Below are 20,901 nucleotides of genomic sequence, written 5' to 3'. Positions count from 1 at the left end.
TTTGCGAATCCTGACCTATCTGACATCCCGTGGCGTTTGGCGTGGGGGCTCTAACTGTGGAGGTTCCAATGTTTTTCGTCAAAAAAGGCGTATTGCTCACAGCTTTGCTTGTGGCCTCGGCGGGAGCCGTGGCGCAAAACGCCAAGCCGACAGATCCACAAATCGCTCACATCGCCTACACGGCGGGCGAGATCGACATCAAGGCTGCCGAGCAGGCGCTCAAGATATCCAAAAACAAGGATGTCCATGCTTTCGCAAACGACATGGTGCGCGACCACACGGCCGTAAACCAGAAGGCGCTTGCTCTCGTCAAAAAACTCAAGGTCACGCCGGAAAACAACGGCACCAGCAAGGCGCTGCTCAAACAGGCGGACGAGGAGCATGCCAAGCTGGCGAAGCTGAGCGGTGCGGCCTTCGACAAAGCTTATGCTGAGAACGAAGTCGCCTATCACAAGACGGTCAATGGGGCGTTGCAGAACACGCTGATTCCATCCGCGACCAACAGCGAATTGAAGGATCTTCTCTCGACGGGACTGAAGGTCTTTCAAGGGCATGAACAGCATGCTGAAAATCTCGTGGAGAAGATGAAATGACAGATGGCTCGCGACACCTCTATCGGGTTCTTCTCGTCGCGATCTTCGCGCTTGCAGGGCCTGTCTCCGCAAGCGCGGAGGTGATCCAGGTCAAGGTCTCCGGCTTTGCCTTCAACCCGGCGCAAGTGGTCGCTCACGTCGGTGATACGATCCAGTGGGTCAACGGCGACTTTCTGGCTCATACGGCGACGGCGAGAGACGGGAAGTGGGATGTTTCGCTTCCGGCCGGCAAGTCCGGCGCGCTCGTCGTCAAGAAGGCTGGCGCGATCGACTATTATTGTCGCTACCACCCGAACATGGTCGGCCGTATCGACGTCGTGCGGGGCAAGGCGCGTTGATGCTTCAGTTCCCGGCAGCCTTGACGATGATCTTGCCCACCATCCTCGGATGGAGAGAGCAGAAGTAGCCATACTCTCCCGGCGTCGAAAAGGTGAAGGTGAAACGGTCGTTCGTATCGAGCGCCTTCGACCGGAAGGAGTGATCTTCGGCGGTGACGGTGTGCGGAATGTCGTCCGCGTTGATCCAGGTGACCGTTGTTCCAACGGGTACGGTGAGGGTTTGGGGAGCGAAAGTGAAGTTCTCGATCTTCACCTCTCTTGCCGGGGTCTCGGCGGCGAGTGCCGTTCCGCAGGCAAGAAGCGGACCGAGAAAAGCAGTGGCGATATATCGGGCTGCTGTCGTGACCATTGATCTTCTCCCGCCGCAAAGTGCGACCGCTCTCATGCGAGCGGTGTGTCGATGATCGCGAGACGCTTGTTGCCGGGCACGAAATTGACATGGCCGACACCGAGAAATTTGCGCAACTCGCCCGCAGGAACCTGCATTGGCCCCGGCCCGGGAGCCGTACCCGGCGCGGGCTGCGGAAAAGCCGTCGAGCGAGCGGTATGGAAAGCGATATTGCCTTCGATCTTTTGCATGATCTGGTGAATGTGCCCGTTCATCACCGTCACCGAGCCGAAGCGTTTCAGGAAGGACAGGGCGCGCGCGCCATCATCCGTGCCCCAGCCCCATTCGGGATAGACGCTCCAGAGCGGAATATGCGCAAACACCACGATGGGCGTACTCGCCGAGAGCCCCTTCACGTCGTCTTCAAGCCATTTGAGCTGCTCTTCGCCGAGATTGCCGAGCCCTCCCGCCTTGAGATCGACCACGTTCACCAACCCGATGAAATGAATGCCGTCCTGATCGAAGCTGTACCATCCGGCTCCCTTGGAGCCTTTGCCGTAACGCTCGCGGTAGAGCTTGCCCGCCTCCTCATCGAGCACATCATGCTCGCCAGGGACATAGAAAACGGGAAGACCGACCTCCTTGATGAGCTGATCGGCGTCGTCGAATTCTTTTGCGCGCGAGAGATGGCTGATATCGCCCGTGTGAACCATGAAGGATGGCTTGACGGGAAGCGCCTTGATCTTTGCAACGGCCTCGCGCAGCGTCGCTAGGGCATCCGGATTGGCGGGCTTGTCGAAGCCGATGTGACTGTCGCTGATCTGCAGGAAGGTGAGCTTGCTGCTCTTGAGCGCCGTCGCCGCCTCGGCGCTCGAAAGGCCGAGCGAGCGCGGGAGGCCGTCATTCACCATCCACAGGACGCCTGTTCCGGCCCAGGTCATGCATCGGAGAAAACCACGACGGCTGATGCCATCGTCATCGTCACGCAACGGTTCATCGGGGGTGGGAATGTTCATCGGGACCTCCATTGGCCACCGACGCGGGCACTCAGCATGCACTTGAAAAGCTCAGGTGCCGATGCGTCTGCCGGGATAAACGCATTGCAGCGGCATTGGCTCCGCAGTGATGTTTAGACGAAAGTGCTTAGTTTCGGTCGTCGGGAACGAGCGGAAGCGGCAGCACATCGATGCCCTCTTCCATGAGGGCCTGCGCCTCCCGCGAGTCCGTCTCGCCGTAGATCGAGCGTTGTTCGGCTTCGCCATAGTGCATCTTGCGCGCCTCTTCGGCGAAGCCTTTTCCGACGTCTTCCGCGTTCTGCGTCACGTGCTCGCGCAGCGCCCGCAGCATGGTACGGATCTCGCGTTCCTTCTCCGTCAGCGCCGCGACGGGCTGCGGCTCGCGCGTCGCGGGTGTCTTGTCGGTCCGCGAGACGGAAGGAGCCATGATCTGCTTTTCGATCCTCTCCGAGTGGCAGAACGGGCACGTCACGAAGCCGCGCTTGCGCTGCGTCTCGAACGCATCGCTCGAGGGAAACCAGCTTTCGAATTCGTGAGCCTGCTCACAGGCCAGGGCGTACTTGATCATGCGTTCGAGATAAGGGTTGAACGGCGCGAAGCCAAGAAGGAGCTCAGGCGCTCTTGGCGTCCTTGGCGGGCGGGATGGAGGCCCGTTCGATCTTGAAGGGGCGCGCATTCTTCAGCGTCGGAATGCGGGAGCGCGCATCAAGCACGAGCGCGGGGTCGATCTCGGCGAGAATCACGCCGGGCTCGGATCCCGCTTGAGCCAGAATACGGCCCCACGGGTCGACGATGATCGAATGGCCGAACGTCTCGCGGCCGTCCTCATGCAGGCCGCCTTGCGCGGCCGAGATCATGAAGGAGCCGGTTTCGATGGCACGCGCGCGGTGCAGCACGTTCCAATGCGCCTCGCCGGTCTGCTTCGTGAAGCAGGCCGGAGCGGAGAGGAAGGACGCGCCGCCTTCGGCAAGCGCGCGGTAGAGCGCGGCGAACCGCACATCGTAGCAGATCGTCATGCCGAGCAGCCCCCACGGTGTTTCCGCCAGCACGGCCTTGTCGCCGCCGGAATAGGTGGCCGATTCGCGCCAGCTTTCGCCGTTCGGCAGATCGACATCGAACAGATGGACCTTGTCGTAAGATGCGAGGATCTCGCCGTCCGGACCGATGAGGAAGGCGCGGTTGGCGATCTTGTCGCCGGCCTTCACGGCAATCGAGCCCACCTGGATCACGGTGCCGCGCTCGCGCGCCACTTCACGCAGGCTCGCAAGGGTCGGGTCCGCCTCCTGCGGGCCGACCTTCGCCAACATGTCGTCGCGCTTGCGGTCGACGAGGGAGGTCATCTCCGGCGTCTGGACGAAATCCGCCCCACCCGCCACCGCCTCACGCACGAGGGCGACTGCCGAATCGCGGTTCTTGAGCGGATCGCGCCCCGAACGCATCTGGACGCAGGCGGCGGTGAAGCGGGTGGTCATGGCATTCTCCATCAGGCCTGCAAGAGTGACTCAAGTCCCCCTTTGGCGTCCAGCGCATAAAGATCGTCACAGCCGCCGACATGGCGAGCGCCGATGAAGATCTGCGGCACGGTGGTGCGGCCGCCGGCCTTCTCGATCATCTCCGCGCGGGCCTCGGGCATCTTTTCGATGTCGATTTCGCTGAAGGCCGCTCCCTTCTCGGTGAGAAGCTTCTTTGCGGAGGCGCAATAGGGGCACCAGCTTTTCGTGTAGATCGTGACGGGGGACATGAGCACTCTTCCAGTTCGTCCCGACATATAGGAATTCTCAAGCCTCCACGACAACCCTTGCGAAAGCGAGGATATCGACCTTGGCCGCTCCGGCTTTCAGAAGGGCGCGAGAGGCGGCGTTGGCCGTCGAGCCCGTGGTGAGCACGTCGTCGATGAGAAGGACGCGCCTGTCCTTGACGGCGGGACGGGAACTTTCGGGCACGCGAAAAGCACCTTGCAGATTCTGCTGGCGCTGCGCCTTGGTGAGGCCGACCTGCTGGCGGGTGTGTTTCACGCGGACAAGGAGGGAGGGATCGCAGTCGATGCCGCTTTCCTTCGCGACGATGCTGGCGAGCGCCATCGCCTGATTGAAGCGCCGTTGCCATAACCGCCAGCGGTGCAGCGGCACCGGCACGATCACATCGGCGTCCTTCAGCAATTCTGCGCCCGCACGGACCATCATGGTGCCGAGCGCGCGGGCGAGGTCCGGGCGGTCAGCGTATTTGAGGCGGTGGATGAGGGCGCTGGCCGTGCCGTCATATTGGGCGACCGCGCGGGCGCGGGCGAAAACCGGCGGATCGGCGATGGCGGCGGGCGAGAGCAGCGGCACGCCGATATCGACGGAGAAAGGCGTGCCGAGGCGCTCGCAATAGGGCCGCTCGATGAAGCGGATGCCGGACCAGCACGCGGCGCACAGGCTGTGCGGCTCCCCGATCGCCGCCTGGCAGGCGATGCAGGTCGGTGGATAGACGAGGCCGAGCGCCCCACGCAAGGATCCTTGCGCCAGGCGCAACAGGCGCAGGCCCCGGGGCGCGGTTTCGCTCGTCTCGCTCACATCGCTCATGGGACAAGCTTAGCTGAACTCGCCGGTGGAACGAAGATGGCTATTGGGGTCTTCCTGCTTCGGTTAAAATCACTTGGCGTTGTCCTCATTCCGCGCCATACCGTGCGCGCCATGACAGCGCCCCTCGTTTTCGACCGCTCCCTCGCCCGTCAGCGTCTCCAGCGCGCCCTGCGTCAGGGCTATGCGGATTTTCTCCTCGCACGGGCGGTGGAAGATCTCGATGAGCGGCTCTCGGCGGTGTTGCGAGACTTCTCGCTTGCTCTCGATCTCGGAACGCCGACGGCTCTGGCGGCGACGGCCTTGCGTCAGGCGAAGCGGGCTCGAGAGGTGGTGCGATTGTCGCCGCTTCCCGAAGCCGGGGCTATCGTCGGCGACGAAGAGAGCCTGCCTTTCGGCGATGCGCGGTTCGATCTCATCGTGTCCCTGCTCGCGCTGCAGGGCGTCAACGATCTGCCGGGGGCGCTCGTGCAGATCCGGCGCGCGTTGAAGCCCGACGGTCTGTTCGTGGCGGCGCTCTTTGGTGGTTCGACGCTGACCGAATTGCGGCAAGCCTTCACGGCGGCGGAAGTGGAGATCGAGGGCGGCGTCAGTCCGCGCGTTGCGCCCTTCGCGGATTTGCGGGATCTTGGCAGCCTGCTCCAGCGGGCCGGGCTCGCGCTGCCGGTCACGGATTCGGAAGTGGTGCGCGTGCGCTATGCCGACCCGTTTTCCCTCATGCGCGATCTTCGCCGCATGGGGCTGACGAATGCCTTGCACGACCGCCGCAAGACGCCCCTCAAACGCCGCACCTTGATGCGCGCGGCGGAGATCTATGCGGAATGCTTCGCCGATCCCGATGGGCGGGTTCCGGCGACGTTCGAGATCGTCTGGCTTCTCGGCTGGGCTCCGCACGAGAGCCAGCAAAAGCCGCTGCGTCCCGGCAGCGCCCGCATGCGGCTTGCTGACGCGCTTCATGTCGAGGAACAGAAAACCGGAGAGAAGCCGGGGCCGTGAGGCCTTGGGCACGGGACGGTTACGCCCTAGGTTTTTGGTGTGGTCCGCGGAACGCAGGTTTCGGCGGCATCACATTTCGAGGGTCCTTCGCCATGAAACCCGCCACGAAGAAATCCAGCCCGGATCATCCGATTTCGATCACGCCGAATCCCCACCGCATCCGCGTGGTCCTCGGCGGCTTCATCATCGCCGAAACAACAGAGGCGCTAGCCTTGCACGAAGCGACATTGCCGGTCGTGCAATACATTCCGCGTAAAGACGTGCGGATGGACCTTCTCGACAAGACTGGTCGCCACACCAACTGTCCCTACAAGGGAGATGCGACCTACTACACCGCCAGCGCGGGCGGCCTCGTGCGAAGCGACGCGGCCTGGAGCTATGAGAAGCCGCAGGCGTCCGTCGCGGCGATTGCGGGCTATATCGCCTTCTACCCGGAGAAGGTGGACGCCATCGAAGAGTTCAAGGATTGATCGTCGTCAGGGCTTCTGGCCCGATGCCGTCTTCAGCCTTCCGCTGAGCGAAACAAGCGCCACGCCCGCCAGCACGACCGCGCCGCCAAGCATCTCGCGCGGACCAATCCGCTCGCCAAGAAAGATCATCGCGAGGATCGTGGTCCAGACAGGCAGAAGGTAGCCCACCATCGAGGCGCGAGTCGGCCCGGCGCTGCGGATCAGGTACATGAACAGCAGCATCGGCAGCGCCGTTGCGATGACGCCGAGGGCGAGAAGCGGTGCGATATGTGCCGGCACCGCCCCGAAAGCAGATGGGCCGACGAGAACGAGAGCGAGAATCGTCGCCGGGATGCCGGAGCAGATTTGTTGGCCGAGCGCGAGACGGGCAGGGTCGGCCTGTCGCACGACACGTATATAGAGGTTCGCGCTGGCATAGCTCAAGGCGCAGCCGAGCATGGCGAGCGCACCCGACGGGCTGACCCCGCTTTCCGGAAACGCCGCCGGACCGATGAGAATGGCCATGCCAATAAAGCCGAGCATGACGCCCATCATGCGGCCGCGCGTCAGCCGCTCCTCGGCGAACATGAAATGCGCGAGCACCGCGACGATGAGTGGGGAGGAGGCCTGAATCATCGCGGCGGGCCCCGTGGTGATCTGCGTCAGAGCGTAGGCGAGGAGCACGTTCGGGATCCAGCCGTTGAGGGCTCCGAGAATGATCCAGCTCAGCCATTCACGCCCGTGCGGAATGATGCTCTTGCGTTGGACGGCGAACCACAAGGCGAGTGAGGTCGCGCCAATCAGCCCGCGCATGCCCGCCAGCGCGAAGGGGTTCACGTCGCCGCTGAGTTTCACGAACAGAAATCCGCTCGCCCAGAGAATCGAACAGGCAAGCAGGTTCGTCACGAGGAAGCCGCGTGCCGGCGCGGTTGGCGCGGGAAGGGTAGTGCCGCCGGTCATGATGCGCTCAAGGGCCGACGAGATCGATGAGGAAAGGCAGCAGCGGCTCATCCGCCGGCGGCATCGGGTATTGCCGCAATTCCTGCGGCTTCACCCATTTCAGCGCCTGCCCCTCCAGCGGCTGCACGAAGCCCTCCCAGCGGCGGCAGATGTAGAGGGGCATGAGAAGGTGGAAGCTCTCATAGGCGTGGCTCGCGAAAGTGAGCGGCGCGAGGCACGCTTCCTTGACGGCGATGCCGAGTTCCTCGCGCAATTCGCGGATGAGTGTCTCTTCCGGCCGCTCGCCGAGCTCCATTTTGCCGCCGGGAAATTCCCACAAGCCGGCAAGCGCCTTTCCCTCAGGGCGCTGCGCGAGAAGGATACGGTTGTCCGTATCCACAAGGGCGACGGCGACGACGAGGGTCAGTTTGAGAGGGGGTGTGTTCGTGGTCATGGCGGGCTCACCTCTCCCAAGACTTTTTGCTGAATGCAACAACTCTGGGCATGAGAAAATTTTCATGTAAGAGATAACATTACTCAATGGTTAGAGAATGAGTAATGGTTATGAAGAAGGAAATGCTGGCCGCCGCTGTTTGCGCTGCCTTCATGGGATCGTCGGTTCCTGCATACGCCGCGTGCAAGGCAACGAGCGTATTTTTCAGTGGAAGCCTCGCCGAAACCGAAGGTGAGATGACCGTGGTCTCGGGAACATCGTGCTGGTCGGGCGTGAACGGCATATCGGGAGCTCTCTCCGAGGTTAAAATCACGCAGCAGCCGAAGGTAGGCAAAGCCGGCGTAGAGAATATGCGCCCGTATTACATGGCCAAGCCCGGCTATCAGGGGCCCGATGAGTTCACTTATGCCTATATTGGAACCGACCAATACGGGGGCCCGATGAAGATATCCATCAAGCGGAAGATCACCGTTGTTCCGAGCCTTTAATCAACAAAAAAATTGGGGGATTCAATGATCAAGAAAGTTGCGGTTGCGTGTGGCCTATGGGCTGCCAGCGCCATCCTGGGAACCGCTTCCGCCGACTGCTCGGGCGGATCGGTGTTCATTACTTCGGCCCGCGCTCAAGTGGAGGGCGAACTGACGGTGAAGGCCGGCACGGGGTGCTCCTTCAACCTCAATAATATTCCCGGCGCGGTCAATGAAACGAAGATTGTGCAGCAGCCGAAATTCGGCCGGGCAGGCGTTAGCAATCTCACGCCCTTCTACGCTGCCAAGGCTGGTTACTCGGGCGCGGATGAGTTCGCTTATGCCTTTATCGGCATGGACCAGTATGGCGGCCCCATGAACGTTCAGATCAAATGGAAAGTGACTGTCGTCCCCTGATCGGGAAGCGCCTCAACTGCGGTAATCGCCGTTGATTTCCACATAGGCCTTGGTGAGATCGCAGGTCCAGGCCCGCGCCTCGCCACGGCCGAGGCCGAGATCGACGCGGATCGTGACCTCGTCGCCCTTCATGTAGGCCGAGGTCTTGGCTTCGTCATAGTTCGGGTCGCGCGCGCCCTTCACGGCGACGCGAATGTCGCCGAACCAGATCGCGAGCTTGTCGCGCTCCGCCGGTTCTCCCGCCTTGCCGACGGCCATGACCACGCGGCCCCAGTTGGCGTCCTCACCGGCCACGGCGGTTTTGACGAGCGGCGAATTGGCGATCGCCATCGCGATGCGCTTGGCGGAGGTCGCGCCGCTCGCGCCTGTCACCTTCACGGTCACGAACTTGCGCGCGCCCTCGCCGTCCCGCGCGACCTGCTGCGCGAGATCGCAGAGCAGATCTTCGAGTGCATTGCGGAATCCGGTAAGGCGGCGGTCGCTCGGAAGCGAGATCGCGGGCGCGCCGCGCTCTGCCGCCGCGCCTGTCGCGAAGAACAACAGCGTGTCGGAGGTCGAGGTGTCGCTGTCGACCGTCACGCAGTTGAAGCTCTTGTCGGCGCCCTTCTTCAACAGCGCCTGCAACACCGGCGCGGCGATGGGCGCATCGGTGAAGATGAAGGAGAGCATCGTCGCCATGTCGGGAGCGATCATGCCTGCGCCTTTGGCGATGCCGTTGATCGTCACTTCGACGCCGCCGATGGTGGCCTTGCGGGTCGCCACTTTCGCAAAGGTGTCGGTGGTCATGATGGCCTTGGCGGCATCGACCCAGGCGAGGGGCTTTGCCTGCTTCTGGCACTTGTCGAGCACACCCTGGAACTTGGTGGCGTCGAGCGGCTCGCCGATCACGCCCGTGGAGGCGATGAAGACCTGCGAGGCGCGGCAGCCGGCGGCCTTGGCCGCGATGTCGGCGGTGAGCTTCACGGCCTCGGCGCCCTTCTTGCCGGTGAAGGCGTTGGCATTGCCGGAATTGACGACGAGCGCGCGGGCGCTGCCCTTGTCGAGATTCTTGCGGCACCAGTCGACCGGGGCCGAGGGGCACTTGGAGCGCGTGAACACGCCCGCCACTGCCGTGTCCTTGGCGAAGGTCATGTAAAGAACGTCGGTGCGGTTCTTGTATCGGATCCCCGCCTCGGCGGTCGCGATCTTCACGCCCTCGATGGCGGGAAGGCTCGGGTAAGATTTCGGCGCGAGCGGGGAGACGGTCGTGGACATGAACAAAAACCGATGAGGAGCGGGAAGCCACACAGAATGCGCGAACTGCGGCTTGTCCACGGTTTTTGTCAAGCCTAAGCTTGGCTTTAAAAGGATTCTGGAAGCACGCGGTGCGCGTTTCTGCCTGATCCCCGTCAAACGGCCAGGGTCAAATGAAGGCCGGGATGGTGTCCCATCCCGGCCTCCTGAAACTTACTGCTTCTTCTGCTCGACGAGGTTGCCCTTGTCGTCGAGGCGCTCGATCTTGGCTTCTTTACGCAGGTTGAGGATCAGGTCCTGCTGAGCCTTGCGCTCGAGGTAGGTGTTCACCTGCTCCTTCATCTCCTCGAGGGAGGGGGCGGGCTTGGTGCGCTTTTCCTCGAGCTTGATGACGTGCCAGCCGAACTGCGACTTCACCGGCTCGGAGATCTGGCCGGGCTGAAGCTTGAAGGCGGCTTCCGCGAAAGGCTCGACCATGCGGTCCTTGGTGAAGAAGCCGAGATCGCCGCCATCCGTCTTGGAGCCCGGATCCTTGGAGACCTCGGCCGCGACCTTGGCGAAGTCCTCGCCGCCTTTCACGCGAGCGAAAACCTTCTTCGCGTCGTCCTCGTTCTCGACCAGGATATGGCGGGCGCGCACTTCCTCTTCCGGCGTCATGCCCTTGACGGTCTCGTCATAGAGCTTCTTGGCGGCTTCCGGCGTAACGGCCTTCTTGGCTTCCAGGGCGAGATACTCGTCGAGGAGGGTCTTGTCCTGGTTGTAGGCGAGCTTGCGGGCAAAATCCGGCGTGTCGTAGATCTTGGCCGCCGCCGCGGCGTTCGCTCCGAGCTTCAGGTCGATCATGTAGCCGATCAGAAGGTCGCGCTTTTGCGGCTCGGGCATGTTGGGAAGCTGCAGGGCAGGGTCCGTCTCGGCAATGGCGAGGTCGGCCTCGGTGATCTCGACGCCGTTGACGCGGGCGACGACCTTGTTCCCTGCCGTAGCGGCAGCCGCAGGGGCGGCAGGCGGGGTCTGGGCGAGGGCAACGCCCACGCTCAGGGGAAGGGCCACGCCCAGCGCGAGAACGCTTTTGAGAAGGGATGATGAAATTGACATATTGAAGTCCTCTGGCGGGCCTCGAAGCGGCAGCCGCTCGGGGTGGATCGATGGCCGACTTCCCGGCAGTTTGCAAGGGATAGCCGATCTGTGGCAAACCTCCTGCCGGTTAAGCTTAAAGGGCCGAGCCTGTGGAAGCGCGACTGCGCCGGAGTGGCGCAGCCTTTTAGATGCACTCCCGCATAATTAAGTCTATAACGCGGCCCAAACCGCTGTTTACCCGGAATCCTGGAATTCGAAGGCTCTCGATGTTTGGTTCTTTCGCCAAGAAAATCTTTGGCTCGGTTAATGATCGCCGCTTGAAGTCATATCGGCCTAAAGTGGCCGCGATCAATGCGCTGGAGGCCGAACTGGAGGCCCTGTCCGACGAGGAACTGCGCGCTCGCACGGCCGCCTTCAAGGCCGAGGTTGCCGCCGGAAAGAGCCTGGATGACCTTCTGGTTCCAGCCTTCGCCACCGTCCGCGAGGCGGCCAAGCGCACCCTGGGCCAGCGTCATTTCGACGTGCAGCTCATCGGCGGCATGGTGCTCCATGAGGGCTCGATTGCCGAAATGCGCACCGGCGAAGGCAAGACGCTGGTCGCGACGCTGCCGGTCTACCTCAATGCGCTCTCCGGCAAGGGCGTTCACGTCGTGACCGTGAACGACTACCTTGCCCGCCGTGACTCGGAGTGGATGGGCCAGATCTACCGCTTCCTCGGCCTCACCGTCGGCGTGATCGTCCACGGCCTCGACGATGCCGAGCGTGCCGAGGCCTATACCGCCGACATCACCTACGGCACCAACAACGAATACGGCTTCGATTATCTGCGCGACAACATGAAGTACGAGATGGCGCAGATGGTCCAGCGCGGCCACAACTTCGCCATCGTGGACGAGGTCGACTCGATCCTCATCGACGAAGCGCGCACGCCGCTCATCATCTCCGGCCCGCTCGACGACCGTTCCGAACTTTACTTCGCGGTCGATCAGGTCATCCCGCGCCTGTCGCGGGAGGATTACGACCTCGACGAGAAGCAGCGCAGCGTGTCGCTCACCGAGGACGGCACCGGCAAGATCGAAGAGCTCTTGCGCGAGGCCGGCCTTCTCACCGAGGGCGACCTTTACGATGCGCAAAACGCGACCCTCGTTCACCACATGAACCAGGCCTTGCGCGCGCACACCCTGTTCCAGCGCGACAAGGACTACATCGTCCGCAACGATGAAGTGGTCATCATCGACGAATTCACCGGCCGCATGATGCCGGGCCGCCGCTATTCGGAAGGGCTGCATCAGGCGCTCGAGGCGAAGGAGCGCGTGCAGGTTCAGCCCGAGAACCAGACGCTGGCCTCCATCACCTTCCAGAACTATTTCCGCCTCTACGACAAGCTCGGCGGCATGACGGGAACGGCGGCGACGGAAGCCGACGAGTTCCTTGAGATCTACAATCTCGACGTCGCCGAAATCCCGACGAACCGTCCCGTCTCGCGTATCGACGAGGACGATGAGGTCTACCGGACGGCGGAAGAAAAACACAAAGGCATCATCCGCGAGATCGAAGCCTCATCCAAGCGCGGCCAACCGATCCTCGTCGGCACGACCTCTATCGAAAAGTCGGAGCAGCTCGCCGAGCTTCTCGTCAAGGACGGCTACACCCTTATCGACTTCGAAAACCCGCATGCGCTCGATCCGCTCTACAAGGCGGCGCGCGACGGCACGGGCACGAAGCACTTCGCGGTTCTGAATGCGCGCTTCCACGAGCAGGAAGCCTTCATCGTCGCGCAGGCGGGCGTGCCGGGGGCGATCACCATCGCTACCAACATGGCAGGCCGCGGCACCGACATTCAGCTCGGCGGTAACGCCAAGATGCGCATCGAGCGCGAGCTTGTCGGAGTCGAGGGCGAAGAGCGCGCCGCTAAGGAAAAGGCGATCGTCGAAGAGACTGCCGCCTTCAAGGAGAAGGCGCTCGCGGCAGGCGGCCTTTACGTGCTCGGCACGGAGCGTCACGAATCCCGCCGCATCGACAACCAGCTGCGCGGTCGCTCGGGCCGTCAGGGCGATCCGGGCCGCTCGAAGTTCTATCTCTCGCTTCAGGACGACCTGATGCGCATCTTCGGGTCCGACCGCATGGACGGCATGCTCGCCAAGCTCGGCCTGAAGGAAGACGAGGCCATCATCCATCCGTGGATCAACAAGGCCATCGAACGCGCGCAGGCGAAGGTCGAGGCGCGCAACTTCGACATCCGCAAGAACATCCTGAAATACGACAACGTTATGAACGACCAGCGCAAGGTCGTGTTCGAGCAGCGCAAGGAGTTCATGGCTGAAGAGAGCGTGCGCGAAACCATCGACGATATGCGCCACGGCGTCATCGACGATCTCGTCGACCGCGCGATCCCTGAGCACGCCTATGCCGAGCAATGGGATGTCGCCGGATTGCAGGAAAGCGTCGCGCGCTTCCTCAACCTCGATCTGCCGATTGCCGATTGGGCGAAGGAAGAAGGCATTGCGGACGAAGAGATCCGCGAACGCATCCGCAAGGCCGCCGACGAATCTTACGCGAAGCGCGTCGAGGAGAATTCCTCGGACGTGATGACCTATGTCGAGAAGCAAGTGCTGCTGCAGAGCCTCGATCACCTGTGGCGCGAGCATCTCGTGACGCTCGATCACCTGCGTCAGGTCATCGGCTGGCGCGGCCTCGCCCAGCGCGACCCGCTCAACGAGTACAAGGCGGAGGCGTTCGACCTGTTCAACAATCTCGTCGGCCATCTGCGCGAGCAGGTGACGGGTCAGCTGATGCGCATTCAGGTGGTGTTCCAGCAGCCGGAGCAGCCGTCGCTGCCGCCGATGTTCGGCCAGCATCTCGATCCGGCGACGGGCGAGAACGAAATGGCGCCCCCGCAAGCCCTCGCCTTCGCCGCCTCCGACCCACAGCAGGCGCGCGATCCCAACGACCCCTCGACCTGGGGACGTGTGGGCCGCAACGAACCCTGCCCCTGCGGATCGGGCAAGAAGTTCAAGCACTGCCACGGGCAGTTCGTGGCTTAAGGCCGCCAGGGCTACTGAAGTCAGTCGGTTCTCACCGCCGCCGTGTCACACGGCGGCGGTTTTCGTTATGGGCTTCGCAAAGCAGCGACAGCAACCTGCGTCGCCCGCGTCAGCGGGGAGGGTAACGCATCAAGGGCGAACCATCCGAAGGCGCTGTGCTTGTGCGGCTCAACGATGCGCGGTTCGCCGCTGATGTTCCGGGCGCGGTAGACGGGCGCGATCCAGTGCTCTGCGCCTTCCGTGTCGATCTGATCGACGACACACAGAAGCTCAAGGTCCATGATGGTCACGCCGAGCTCCTCGGTGACCTCACGCGCCACGGCGGCCTCGACCGGCTCGAGCCAATCGACCTTGCCGCCCGGCAATCCCCAGTGACCAGCCTCGGGCGGATTGATCCGTCGGATGAGAAGAATCTTGCCGTCCCTCATGATGACCGCGCCGCAGCCACAACGAGGTTCCTTCATGGTCGGTCGATTCATGGATTTCCTCTCGCGAGCATGAAAAAGCCCGCCGAGGGGCGGGCTTTTGGAGCTTGTCTGGCAGTGATGCCGTTCAGTTTCTGACCTGCGCCAGCTTCATGCCCGTTGCGGCCTCGGCGCGCTTCTGGGGCTTCACCGGCGGCTTGGGAACCTGGGCGGCGGGGGCCGTCGTCACGGGCGCGGCCTGCGCCGTTTCCGCGACGGGTTCCGCCGTGGAGGAGGTGCTGAACAGATCGCCGATGCCGTTGAACATCTTCTTGTAGAACGGCGTCTCCTGCGAGCCGGAAGCCGCGGAGGCCTGAACCGGAGCGCTGGCGGCGGGAGCGGTGGAGGCAAGCTTCGTCTCGGCCACCGGCGCCGGTGCAGCGGCGACCGGCGCGGGGGCCGGAGCTGCCGGAGCGAAGGCGAGGGCCGTTGCGGGCACAGCGGCTTCCTTCGGCTTGCCGGAGGCGTCGAGTGCGATTTCCTGCGGTCCGGTGGACAGGCCTTCGGGGCGGCTCACGTCGCCGAACTTGTCGCGCGTGCGCGCATCCACCACGAGGGACCCGCCCTCAAGGGTGCCGGCGAGAGCGCGGCGGAAGGATTCGTGCGACGAGCCGTCATGATAGACGAGCTTGACGGGCTGGACGCCGCGGGCGACCTCAGCGACTTCCTGCTCGTCCTTTACGCGCTTCTGCTCGACGGCGGCGGATACGGCGCTGCCTTCGCCCACGTTGAAGGCATAGCGGCGGTCGACCACCGAAACCCGCGGTTCCTCGTGGGTGACATCGAAATAATCCGAGCCTTCCTTGAGGTTCTTCCAGAACGCCATGTTCGGATCCAGCCGATGCTGGGCGAAGTTCTGTGCGTTCATGCGGAAGGGGTAGGACTGGAACTGGAAGCCGCGCTGCCCGCTCGCGAAGGCTTCGCGGGCGATGGAGTAGATCTCGGCAATGGCCTCATCCGTCATCGCGAAGCAGCCGCGAGAGGAGCAGGAGCCGTGGGTCATGATATCGCCACCCGTCCGGCCATAGGCGCGGTCGTAGGCGTTGGGATAGCCCACGTCGAAGGACAGGTAATAGGAGGAATTCGGGTTCATCTGCGCCGGGGTGACCGTGTAGAAGCCCTCCGGCACCTGGCGATCGCCCTCGCGGGTCTTCGGCCCGAGCTGGCCCGACCAGCGGCAGACGGGATAGGTCTTGAGGAGCGCGTACCTGCCGTCGCCGGCGCGCTTCCAGATCTCCATCTCGCCTTCTTTCTTGTAGGCGCGAATCAGGATCGGATCGCCCTTGGACATGCCTTTGCTGGCCATCAACGACATGGTGGCCGCAGGAATGGGCGTGAGGTGACGTGTCGAGCTTCTGCGGAAGCTTTCATCCTGACAGGCAGCCAGAGCGAGCGCCAGGCTCGCCGCCATCGCGAAACGCTTCATCATGGGGGACCCCGCATTTCTGATCCGCCCGGTTCCCTTTGTCCGAACGGTTCCCCGATATCGTTAAATCGTTAGCCTTAACTCAGCCTTACCGCAAGCGGAGCCATATTGAAGCCATGGTTAATAGTTCGCTAATCCGGGGAAAAACCTGATTAAATTCAGGGGTTTCCCCGAAGCCGCGGCGAGGAGGCCAGGGAGCCTGGCGGCCCCTCAGGCCTGCTTCAGGGCGCGCTTGCGCTCATGCCGCGTCAGGGCGTGGGCGATCAGGGCGTCCATGAGACCGCGCTGGGGCAACCCGCCCGCCTCCCAGAGCTTGGGGTACATGCTGATCGCCGTGAAGCCCGGCAGGGTGTTGACTTCATTGACGAAAAGGCTCTCCGGATCGAGCGGATCGATGAAGAAATCGACCCGGGCCAAGCCTTCGCAGCACAGGGTCTGGAAGGCCTCGATGGCCAGCTCTTGCGCGCGGCGGGCCTGTTCCAGAGGAATATGCGCCGGAATGCGCAGGTCAGCGCCCGCCGCATCCTCATATTTCGCATCGTAGCTGTAAAAGCCGTGGCTGCTCGCGGGGGCGATTTCGCCCAGCGGCGAGGCGCGCAGTTCTCCGGAGGGCTCCTGCAGCACGGAGCATTCGATCTCGCGCGCGCCCGCGACGCTGCGCTCGACCAGGATCTTGCTGTCGTAGCGCAGGGCGAGGGCGCAGGCCTTCTCGAATTCCTGCGCGGATCGCGCGGGCGACACGCCGACCGAGGAGCCCATGTTGGCCGGCTTGATGAAGAGTTCCGTCGTGCCGAGCACCACGGTCGCAGCTTCGTAATCCGTCAGGTCATCGGCGGTCAGGGTCAGGAAGGGGACGATGGGCAGGCCGCCGTCACGCAGGAGGCGCTTCGCCACGTCCTTGTCCATGCCGGCGGCGGAGCCGATGACGCCGGAACCGACATACGGCACGTCCGCCAGTTCCAGGAGGCCCTGCACCGTTCCATCCTCCCCGTTCGGCCCGTGAAGGACCGGGAAGACGAGATCGAGATGCAGCACTTGGGGAGCAGCGCCGTCGAGAACGATGAGGTCGCCCTTGCGCCCCGGGGGCAGGGCCACCTCGGGGGCGCTCGCGGGAATCTCGAGGGACTTGGCGTCCGGGGCCGCCGCATTGCCCAAGTACCAGCGGCCATCGCGGCGGATGCCGATGGGGACGATGTCGTAACGGGCGGGATCGAGAGCGCGAAGGATATTGGCGGCCGACATTCTTGAAACGTCGTGCTCCGCCGAGCACCCGCCGAACAGAAGTCCGACAGTCTTGCGCGCTTGGTTCATCATCGATCCTCCGGCCACATTCGCTTTATGGCCGAAGGGATTGAAGCATTGTTAACGCGCCGGGTTGAGCCCCTTAAAGCTTGCGGCCGATGGCGAGGAACTTGGCCGCCCGGTGGTCGCGCAGCTCCGAGGGACCCATGTTGCTGAGGTCGTGCAGCGCTTCCTCGACCGCGTTGCCGGTGGCGGCAAGGGCAGCCTTCGTGTCGCGGTGCGCGCCGCCCACGGGTTCGGTGATGATGCCGTCGATGACGCCGAGGCGCATGAGGTCCTGGGCGGTGATCTTCATGTTGGTGGCGGCGTCCTGCGCCCGCGCCGAATCGCGCCACAAGATCGAGGCCGCGCCTTCCGGCGAGATCACGCTGTAGATGGCGTGCTCCAGCATCAGCACCTTGTTGGCGGTGGCGATCGCGATCGCGCCGCCCGAGCCGCCTTCGCCGATGATGACGGAGATGTTCGGCACGCCAAGGCCGAGCTGGGCGTCGGTGGAGCGGGCGATGGCTTCGGCCTGGCCGCGCTCTTCCGCCTCGATGCCGGGATAGGCGCCGGCGGTGTCCACGAAGGAGATGACGGGAAGCCCGAACCGGTCGGCCAGCTCCATCAGGCGCACGGCCTTGCGGTAGCCCTCAGGGCGCGCCATGCCGAAATTGTGCCGGATGCGGGTTTCGGTGCTGGAGCCCTTCTCCTGCCCCATGATGCAGACCGGCTGGCCCCGGAAGCGACCGAAGCCGCCGACGATGGCCTCGTCTTCCGAGAACTTGCGGTCGCCGGCGAGCGGTGTGAAATCGGTGATCAGGCCCGCGCAGTAATCGACGAAATGGGGCCGCTGCGGATGGCGCGCGACCAGCGTCTTCTGCCAGGGCGTGAGCTTGGCGTAGAGATCCTTGAGGGCATCCGCGGCCTTGGTTTCCAGCCGGTTGATGTCTTCGGTGATCGAAACCGCGTCGCGGCTTTCCCCGAGAGCCCGAAGTTCTTCAACCTTGGCTTCCAGCTCGGCGACCGGCTTTTCGAAATCGAGATAACTGCGCATCGGACTCTATGAAAAACAAAAAACCGGCGCTGACCCGGACCTCTGATCTTGCAAAGTCCGCTCCGCCGGTCGGGCGGAAACTGGCGATTTGAAGGTCACAAGTCAAGTTTGCCACTGCGAATGCCGCCCATGAATGCGGGTTTTACAAGGAAAAACGGCCCGTTTCAGGGCGCTTCGCCGACCCGGGAGGCGGGTGCCGGAACGAAAACCGGGGCGAAGCGGCGGGCCCGGCGCGGGGCGCGGACGGTGACGGGATGGTAGAGCTGCTTCGTCGCCTCCACGATGTGGAGCCCCGCGAAGGGCAGGGAGCAACTGGCCCCGACCCGCTCCCAGGCCTGCGCCGTCTGGAGCAGAAGGCGGCTCCCTATGGGCGGCACGTAGAGGGTTTCGGCCCAGCCTTCCGGCGAAAACCAGGTCTGGCGCATGAGCGCCTTCAACTGCGTGCGGCTGAAGGGCTGGCCGTAGCCGAAGGGCGTCGTGTCCATGCGCGCCCACAGGCCCCGCCGGTTGGGCACGACGACAATGATCCGCCCGCCCGGCGTGAGGATGCGCCAGATCTCGTTGAGGAGTTCGCTCGGGCTCTCGACGGTTTCAAGCGCATGGACCACGAGAACACGGTCGATGGAAGCGTCCGGCAGCGGCATCATGAGAGGGTCGACGAGGGTCGAGGCCGAGGCTCCCGAGCGCGGCCAGTTCACCACGCCCTGGCTCGCGGGCATGAAGGCGAGGGCACGCTCGCACTCCTCCCGGATCGTGCCGAGATAGGGCGGCGCGTAGCCGAGGCCGAGCACGCGCAGGCCCGCCAGTTGCCCCCAGAACCGGGCGATGGCGCGGCCGACATAGCGGCGGGTCACATTGCCGAGCGGGCTGGCATAAAAGCTCCGCAGATCGGTGATGTCGACGCTCATCCTGTTCCCTTGCCCTGGAGTCTGAACGTGTCTCTTTGAAACACGATCAGACTCCAGATTTCTTTATTTGGCGCATGATCCGGGCGAACAACCGGTGTCCACTTGTTCTGATCATGCTCTGGGGCTGGTTTCGGGGGCGGACTGTCCCATGATAGACCGCGACACATCAAGCTGGAGCAAAATTCGATCAGAAATTTTGCTCTCACTTTTGAGTGGCGCATTTTCTTCAAGAAAAGTGGCGTCCACTTTTCTTGAAAATGCTCTGGAGTTTCCTCATGCCCGCCCAGATCCATGTCTTTCGCTGCCTCTCCGACAATATCGGGGCTCTTGTCCACGATCCCAAGACGGGAGCCTGCGCGGCCATCGACGCGCCGGAGGATGCGCCGATCCTCGCGGCGTTGGAGCAGACCGGCTGGCGTCTCACCGATCTTCTCATCACCCACCGCCATTTCGATCACGTTCAAGGGGCGGCGGGCCTGAAAGCCAAAACCGGCTGCCGCATTCTCGCGCCGCTCAAGGCCCGCGAGGCGGTGCCTGATGCGGACGTTTATGTCCAGGAAGGCGATATCGTGAGCGTGGGCGATCTGAAGGCGAAGGTGTGGGAGACGCCCGGCCATTGCTCGGACCATGTTTCCTACTGGTTCGAAGCCGAGCGCGCGGCGTTCGTGGGCGATACCCTTTTCACCCTCGGCTGCGGGCGCGTGCTCGATGGCAGCTATTCCGATCTCTGGTCGTCGCTCCAGCGTCTCGCCGCGCTGCCCGACGATGTGCGGATCTATTGCGGGCATGACTACACGCTCTCCAATGGAAAGTTCGCGCTCGCGGCGGACCCGGACAACGCGGCCTTGAGGGCGCGCGTGGCGGAGGCCGAAGCCGCCGCGAAGGAAGGACGCTTTCTCGTTCCCACCACCATCGGCGAGGAGAAGGCAGCCAACCCGTTCCTGCGGGCGGGCGAGCCGGCTCTTGCCAAATCGGTGCAGTGCGAAGGCGCGGATGCGTTCAGCGTGTTCCAGGCTCTGCGCGAGTGGAAGAACAGGTTCTGACTGGACAGGATTGCGGGGCTGAGGTTTAGCATCAGCGCTCGTTCCGGAGCCTTTTTTCATGACCGATGCCAACCTGACTCTCGCGCTCGAGAGCCGCCTTCTCAATGCGTGGCCCTCGTTCGACTATCAGGTCCATGACGGGTGGATGCTTCGTCTCGCGAAGGGTTATTCGAAGCGCGCCAATTCGGTGACGCCGTTCGCGCCGGGGCTGAGCCTCGATGAAGAGCTTCTCGATCACATGATCGCGCAGTTTCATGCTGCGGGGGTGATGCCGACCTTCCGGCTTCCCGGCATCGAGGCGGCGAGCGTCGATGCGTTGCTCCAAGTGCGCGGCTTTCAGGAAGTCGAGCCGACCCTCGCGCTGCAGGCTTCGCTCGCAGGAGATGTCGAGGCCGATCCGGATGTGCTGATCGAGACGCAAGCGACAACGCGCTGGGCGCGGGAGACGGCACATTCCTACGGGGCCGACAAGGCCGATGACGCGACGCTGTTCGAAATCATCTCGCGCATTCGCCAGAAGGCCGCCTTCGTGACCCTTCATCGCGACGGCAAGGCGGTGGCTTGGGGGCTTGGCGTGGTGGAGCGCGGTTATGTCGGGCTCTACGACATCGTCGTCTCCCCGCAGATGCGCGGCGCAGGCCTTGGCCGGCGCATCGTAACGAGCCTCATGGCCTGGGGCCGCGTGGCGGGTGCGCACAGCGCCTACCTTCAGGTACGCGAGGAAAACGCTATCGCCCGCAAACTCTATGAAAGGCTCGGCTTCAAGCCTGCTTATCGTTACCGGCATCGCGTTCTGCCGCGCGCCTGATC

Annotated in this window: 24 protein-coding genes; 9 read left to right on the top strand and 15 right to left on the bottom strand. The window is 63.4% G+C overall.

Annotated elements, in window-relative coordinates:
• Positions 1-68 precede the first annotated feature (68 nt).
• Together DQW91_RS00765 and DQW91_RS00760 are read left to right on the top strand one after the other, a co-directional pair.
• On the top strand, positions 69-593 hold the full coding sequence (locus DQW91_RS00765; RefSeq protein ID WP_112661685.1) for a DUF4142 domain-containing protein: 525 nt from the start codon (positions 69-71) through the stop codon (positions 591-593).
• Positions 590-931, top strand: coding sequence for a cupredoxin domain-containing protein (locus DQW91_RS00760; RefSeq protein WP_112661684.1), 342 nt, complete (start codon positions 590-592; stop codon positions 929-931). Before DQW91_RS00765 ends, DQW91_RS00760 begins: the two co-directional genes overlap by 4 nt.
• Before the next feature lie 4 nt (positions 932-935).
• Here DQW91_RS00760 and DQW91_RS00755 read toward each other — a convergent pair whose 3' ends face one another.
• From DQW91_RS00755 to DQW91_RS00730, 6 genes are all read right to left on the bottom strand, one after another.
• Complete coding sequence (locus DQW91_RS00755) at positions 936-1,280, bottom strand: cupredoxin domain-containing protein (RefSeq protein WP_112661683.1); 345 nt, start codon at positions 1,278-1,280, stop codon at positions 936-938.
• Between the two features lie 32 nt (positions 1,281-1,312).
• Entirely contained in the window at positions 1,313-2,275 is a 963-nt protein-coding gene (locus tag DQW91_RS00750) for a metallophosphoesterase family protein (RefSeq protein WP_112662379.1), read from the bottom strand.
• Positions 2,276-2,402: 127 nt separating this feature from the next.
• On the bottom strand, positions 2,403-2,843 hold the full coding sequence (locus DQW91_RS00745) for a DUF1178 family protein (RefSeq protein ID WP_112661682.1): 441 nt from the start codon (positions 2,841-2,843) through the stop codon (positions 2,403-2,405).
• Between the two features lie 43 nt (positions 2,844-2,886).
• Positions 2,887-3,747, bottom strand: a complete 861-nt coding sequence (locus tag DQW91_RS00740) for a carbon-nitrogen hydrolase family protein (protein ID WP_112662378.1) — start codon at positions 3,745-3,747, stop codon at positions 2,887-2,889.
• Between the two features lie 11 nt (positions 3,748-3,758).
• The gene (gene grxC, locus DQW91_RS00735) at positions 3,759-4,016 is read right to left on the bottom strand and encodes a glutaredoxin 3 (protein ID WP_112661681.1); all 258 of its coding nucleotides are present in this window, start codon (positions 4,014-4,016) and stop codon (positions 3,759-3,761) included.
• 37 nt (positions 4,017-4,053) lie between these two features.
• Positions 4,054-4,839, bottom strand: coding sequence for a ComF family protein (locus DQW91_RS00730; protein WP_112661680.1), 786 nt, complete (start codon positions 4,837-4,839; stop codon positions 4,054-4,056).
• 111 nt (positions 4,840-4,950) lie between these two features.
• Here DQW91_RS00730 and DQW91_RS00725 point away from each other — a divergent pair, with 111 nt between their 5' ends.
• Positions 4,951-5,832 carry a methyltransferase domain-containing protein gene (locus DQW91_RS00725; protein ID WP_112662377.1) on the top strand — a complete coding sequence of 294 codons (882 nt, stop codon included), beginning with the start codon at positions 4,951-4,953 and terminating at the stop codon, positions 5,830-5,832.
• Positions 5,833-5,924: 92 nt separating this feature from the next.
• A complete protein-coding gene (locus tag DQW91_RS00720; RefSeq protein ID WP_112661679.1) occupies positions 5,925-6,302 on the top strand; it encodes a DUF427 domain-containing protein in 378 nt (125 codons plus the stop codon).
• A 6-nt stretch (positions 6,303-6,308) separates the two neighbouring features.
• Here the strand turns inward: DQW91_RS00720 and DQW91_RS00715 are convergent, their stop codons facing one another.
• Positions 6,309-7,241 (bottom strand): DMT family transporter, encoded by a 933-nt coding sequence (locus DQW91_RS00715; RefSeq protein WP_198411738.1) that lies wholly within the window; start codon positions 7,239-7,241, stop codon positions 6,309-6,311.
• A gap of 7 nt (positions 7,242-7,248) precedes the next feature.
• Positions 7,249-7,674: a (deoxy)nucleoside triphosphate pyrophosphohydrolase gene (locus DQW91_RS00710; protein WP_112661677.1), complete on the bottom strand. Its 426-nt coding sequence runs from the start codon at positions 7,672-7,674 to the stop codon at positions 7,249-7,251.
• A gap of 110 nt (positions 7,675-7,784) precedes the next feature.
• Between DQW91_RS00710 and DQW91_RS00705 the strand changes: the two genes are divergently transcribed.
• The gene (locus tag DQW91_RS00705; RefSeq protein WP_157961289.1) at positions 7,785-8,162 is read left to right on the top strand and encodes a hypothetical protein; all 378 of its coding nucleotides are present in this window, start codon (positions 7,785-7,787) and stop codon (positions 8,160-8,162) included.
• A 24-nt stretch (positions 8,163-8,186) separates the two neighbouring features.
• Complete coding sequence (locus DQW91_RS00700; RefSeq protein ID WP_112661675.1) at positions 8,187-8,558, top strand: hypothetical protein; 372 nt, start codon at positions 8,187-8,189, stop codon at positions 8,556-8,558.
• A gap of 12 nt (positions 8,559-8,570) precedes the next feature.
• On the opposite strand, the gene argJ is transcribed toward DQW91_RS00700, so the two are convergent.
• Both argJ and DQW91_RS00690 read right to left on the bottom strand, forming a co-directional pair.
• A complete protein-coding gene (gene argJ / locus DQW91_RS00695) occupies positions 8,571-9,812 on the bottom strand; it encodes a bifunctional glutamate N-acetyltransferase/amino-acid acetyltransferase ArgJ (RefSeq protein ID WP_112662376.1) in 1,242 nt (413 codons plus the stop codon).
• 192 nt (positions 9,813-10,004) lie between these two features.
• Positions 10,005-10,886, bottom strand: a complete 882-nt coding sequence (locus DQW91_RS00690; RefSeq protein ID WP_112661674.1) for a peptidylprolyl isomerase — start codon at positions 10,884-10,886, stop codon at positions 10,005-10,007.
• A 248-nt stretch (positions 10,887-11,134) separates the two neighbouring features.
• On the opposite strand from DQW91_RS00690, the gene secA reads away from it, so the two are divergent.
• Positions 11,135-13,912: a preprotein translocase subunit SecA gene (gene secA, locus DQW91_RS00685; protein WP_112661673.1), complete on the top strand. Its 2,778-nt coding sequence runs from the start codon at positions 11,135-11,137 to the stop codon at positions 13,910-13,912.
• A 65-nt stretch (positions 13,913-13,977) separates the two neighbouring features.
• On the opposite strand, the gene DQW91_RS00680 is transcribed toward secA, so the two are convergent.
• From DQW91_RS00680 to DQW91_RS00660, 5 genes are all read right to left on the bottom strand, one after another.
• Positions 13,978-14,391, bottom strand: a complete 414-nt coding sequence (locus tag DQW91_RS00680) for an NUDIX hydrolase (protein WP_112661672.1) — start codon at positions 14,389-14,391, stop codon at positions 13,978-13,980.
• Between the two features lie 73 nt (positions 14,392-14,464).
• Positions 14,465-15,805 (bottom strand): L,D-transpeptidase family protein, encoded by a 1,341-nt coding sequence (locus DQW91_RS00675; protein WP_112661671.1) that lies wholly within the window; start codon positions 15,803-15,805, stop codon positions 14,465-14,467.
• 207 nt (positions 15,806-16,012) lie between these two features.
• On the bottom strand, positions 16,013-17,113 hold the full coding sequence (locus DQW91_RS00670; protein ID WP_112662375.1) for a D-alanine--D-alanine ligase family protein: 1,101 nt from the start codon (positions 17,111-17,113) through the stop codon (positions 16,013-16,015).
• Positions 17,114-17,186: 73 nt separating this feature from the next.
• Positions 17,187-18,140 carry an acetyl-CoA carboxylase carboxyltransferase subunit alpha gene (locus tag DQW91_RS00665; RefSeq protein WP_112661670.1) on the bottom strand — a complete coding sequence of 318 codons (954 nt, stop codon included), beginning with the start codon at positions 18,138-18,140 and terminating at the stop codon, positions 17,187-17,189.
• A gap of 164 nt (positions 18,141-18,304) precedes the next feature.
• A complete protein-coding gene (locus tag DQW91_RS00660) occupies positions 18,305-19,048 on the bottom strand; it encodes a class I SAM-dependent methyltransferase (protein WP_112661669.1) in 744 nt (247 codons plus the stop codon).
• A 275-nt stretch (positions 19,049-19,323) separates the two neighbouring features.
• On the opposite strand from DQW91_RS00660, the gene gloB reads away from it, so the two are divergent.
• Positions 19,324-20,091 carry a hydroxyacylglutathione hydrolase gene (gene gloB / locus DQW91_RS00655; RefSeq protein WP_112662374.1) on the top strand — a complete coding sequence of 256 codons (768 nt, stop codon included), beginning with the start codon at positions 19,324-19,326 and terminating at the stop codon, positions 20,089-20,091.
• A gap of 58 nt (positions 20,092-20,149) precedes the next feature.
• Positions 20,150-20,899 carry a GNAT family N-acetyltransferase gene (locus tag DQW91_RS00650; protein WP_112661668.1) on the top strand — a complete coding sequence of 250 codons (750 nt, stop codon included), beginning with the start codon at positions 20,150-20,152 and terminating at the stop codon, positions 20,897-20,899.
• Positions 20,900-20,901: the final 2 nt, after the last annotated feature.

Origin of the sequence: Microvirga flavescens (genome assembly GCF_003290125.1) — a bacterium.
GTDB classification, from domain to species: Bacteria; Pseudomonadota; Alphaproteobacteria; order Rhizobiales; family Beijerinckiaceae; genus Microvirga; species Microvirga flavescens.
The sequence above is the reverse complement of the archived record's forward strand: the minus strand, read 5'-3'. Positions and strand labels throughout refer to the sequence as shown.

Bases quoted from the DNA above. Each gene is read 5' to 3' on its own strand.
- DQW91_RS00765 (WP_112661685.1), top strand. From the start codon at position 69: ATGTTTTTCGTCAAAAAAGGCGTATTGCTCACAGCTTTGCTTGTGGCC.
- DQW91_RS00760 (WP_112661684.1), top strand. From the start codon at position 590: ATGACAGATGGCTCGCGACACCTCTATCGGGTTCTTCTCGTCGCGATC.
- DQW91_RS00755 (WP_112661683.1), bottom strand. From the start codon at position 1,280: ATGGTCACGACAGCAGCCCGATATATCGCCACTGCTTTTCTCGGTCCG.
- DQW91_RS00750 (WP_112662379.1), bottom strand. From the start codon at position 2,275: ATGAACATTCCCACCCCCGATGAACCGTTGCGTGACGATGACGATGGC.
- DQW91_RS00745 (WP_112661682.1), bottom strand. From the start codon at position 2,843: ATGATCAAGTACGCCCTGGCCTGTGAGCAGGCTCACGAATTCGAAAGC.
- DQW91_RS00740 (WP_112662378.1), bottom strand. From the start codon at position 3,747: ATGACCACCCGCTTCACCGCCGCCTGCGTCCAGATGCGTTCGGGGCGC.
- grxC (WP_112661681.1), bottom strand. From the start codon at position 4,016: ATGTCCCCCGTCACGATCTACACGAAAAGCTGGTGCCCCTATTGCGCC.
- DQW91_RS00730 (WP_112661680.1), bottom strand. From the start codon at position 4,839: ATGAGCGATGTGAGCGAGACGAGCGAAACCGCGCCCCGGGGCCTGCGC.
- DQW91_RS00725 (WP_112662377.1), top strand. From the start codon at position 4,951: ATGACAGCGCCCCTCGTTTTCGACCGCTCCCTCGCCCGTCAGCGTCTC.
- DQW91_RS00720 (WP_112661679.1), top strand. From the start codon at position 5,925: ATGAAACCCGCCACGAAGAAATCCAGCCCGGATCATCCGATTTCGATC.
- DQW91_RS00715 (WP_198411738.1), bottom strand. From the start codon at position 7,241: ATGACCGGCGGCACTACCCTTCCCGCGCCAACCGCGCCGGCACGCGGC.
- DQW91_RS00710 (WP_112661677.1), bottom strand. From the start codon at position 7,674: ATGACCACGAACACACCCCCTCTCAAACTGACCCTCGTCGTCGCCGTC.
- DQW91_RS00705 (WP_157961289.1), top strand. From the start codon at position 7,785: ATGAAGAAGGAAATGCTGGCCGCCGCTGTTTGCGCTGCCTTCATGGGA.
- DQW91_RS00700 (WP_112661675.1), top strand. From the start codon at position 8,187: ATGATCAAGAAAGTTGCGGTTGCGTGTGGCCTATGGGCTGCCAGCGCC.
- argJ (WP_112662376.1), bottom strand. From the start codon at position 9,812: ATGTCCACGACCGTCTCCCCGCTCGCGCCGAAATCTTACCCGAGCCTT.
- DQW91_RS00690 (WP_112661674.1), bottom strand. From the start codon at position 10,886: ATGTCAATTTCATCATCCCTTCTCAAAAGCGTTCTCGCGCTGGGCGTG.
- secA (WP_112661673.1), top strand. From the start codon at position 11,135: ATGTTTGGTTCTTTCGCCAAGAAAATCTTTGGCTCGGTTAATGATCGC.
- DQW91_RS00680 (WP_112661672.1), bottom strand. From the start codon at position 14,391: ATGAATCGACCGACCATGAAGGAACCTCGTTGTGGCTGCGGCGCGGTC.
- DQW91_RS00675 (WP_112661671.1), bottom strand. From the start codon at position 15,805: ATGATGAAGCGTTTCGCGATGGCGGCGAGCCTGGCGCTCGCTCTGGCT.
- DQW91_RS00670 (WP_112662375.1), bottom strand. From the start codon at position 17,113: ATGAACCAAGCGCGCAAGACTGTCGGACTTCTGTTCGGCGGGTGCTCG.
- DQW91_RS00665 (WP_112661670.1), bottom strand. From the start codon at position 18,140: ATGCGCAGTTATCTCGATTTCGAAAAGCCGGTCGCCGAGCTGGAAGCC.
- DQW91_RS00660 (WP_112661669.1), bottom strand. From the start codon at position 19,048: ATGAGCGTCGACATCACCGATCTGCGGAGCTTTTATGCCAGCCCGCTC.
- gloB (WP_112662374.1), top strand. From the start codon at position 19,324: ATGCCCGCCCAGATCCATGTCTTTCGCTGCCTCTCCGACAATATCGGG.
- DQW91_RS00650 (WP_112661668.1), top strand. From the start codon at position 20,150: ATGACCGATGCCAACCTGACTCTCGCGCTCGAGAGCCGCCTTCTCAAT.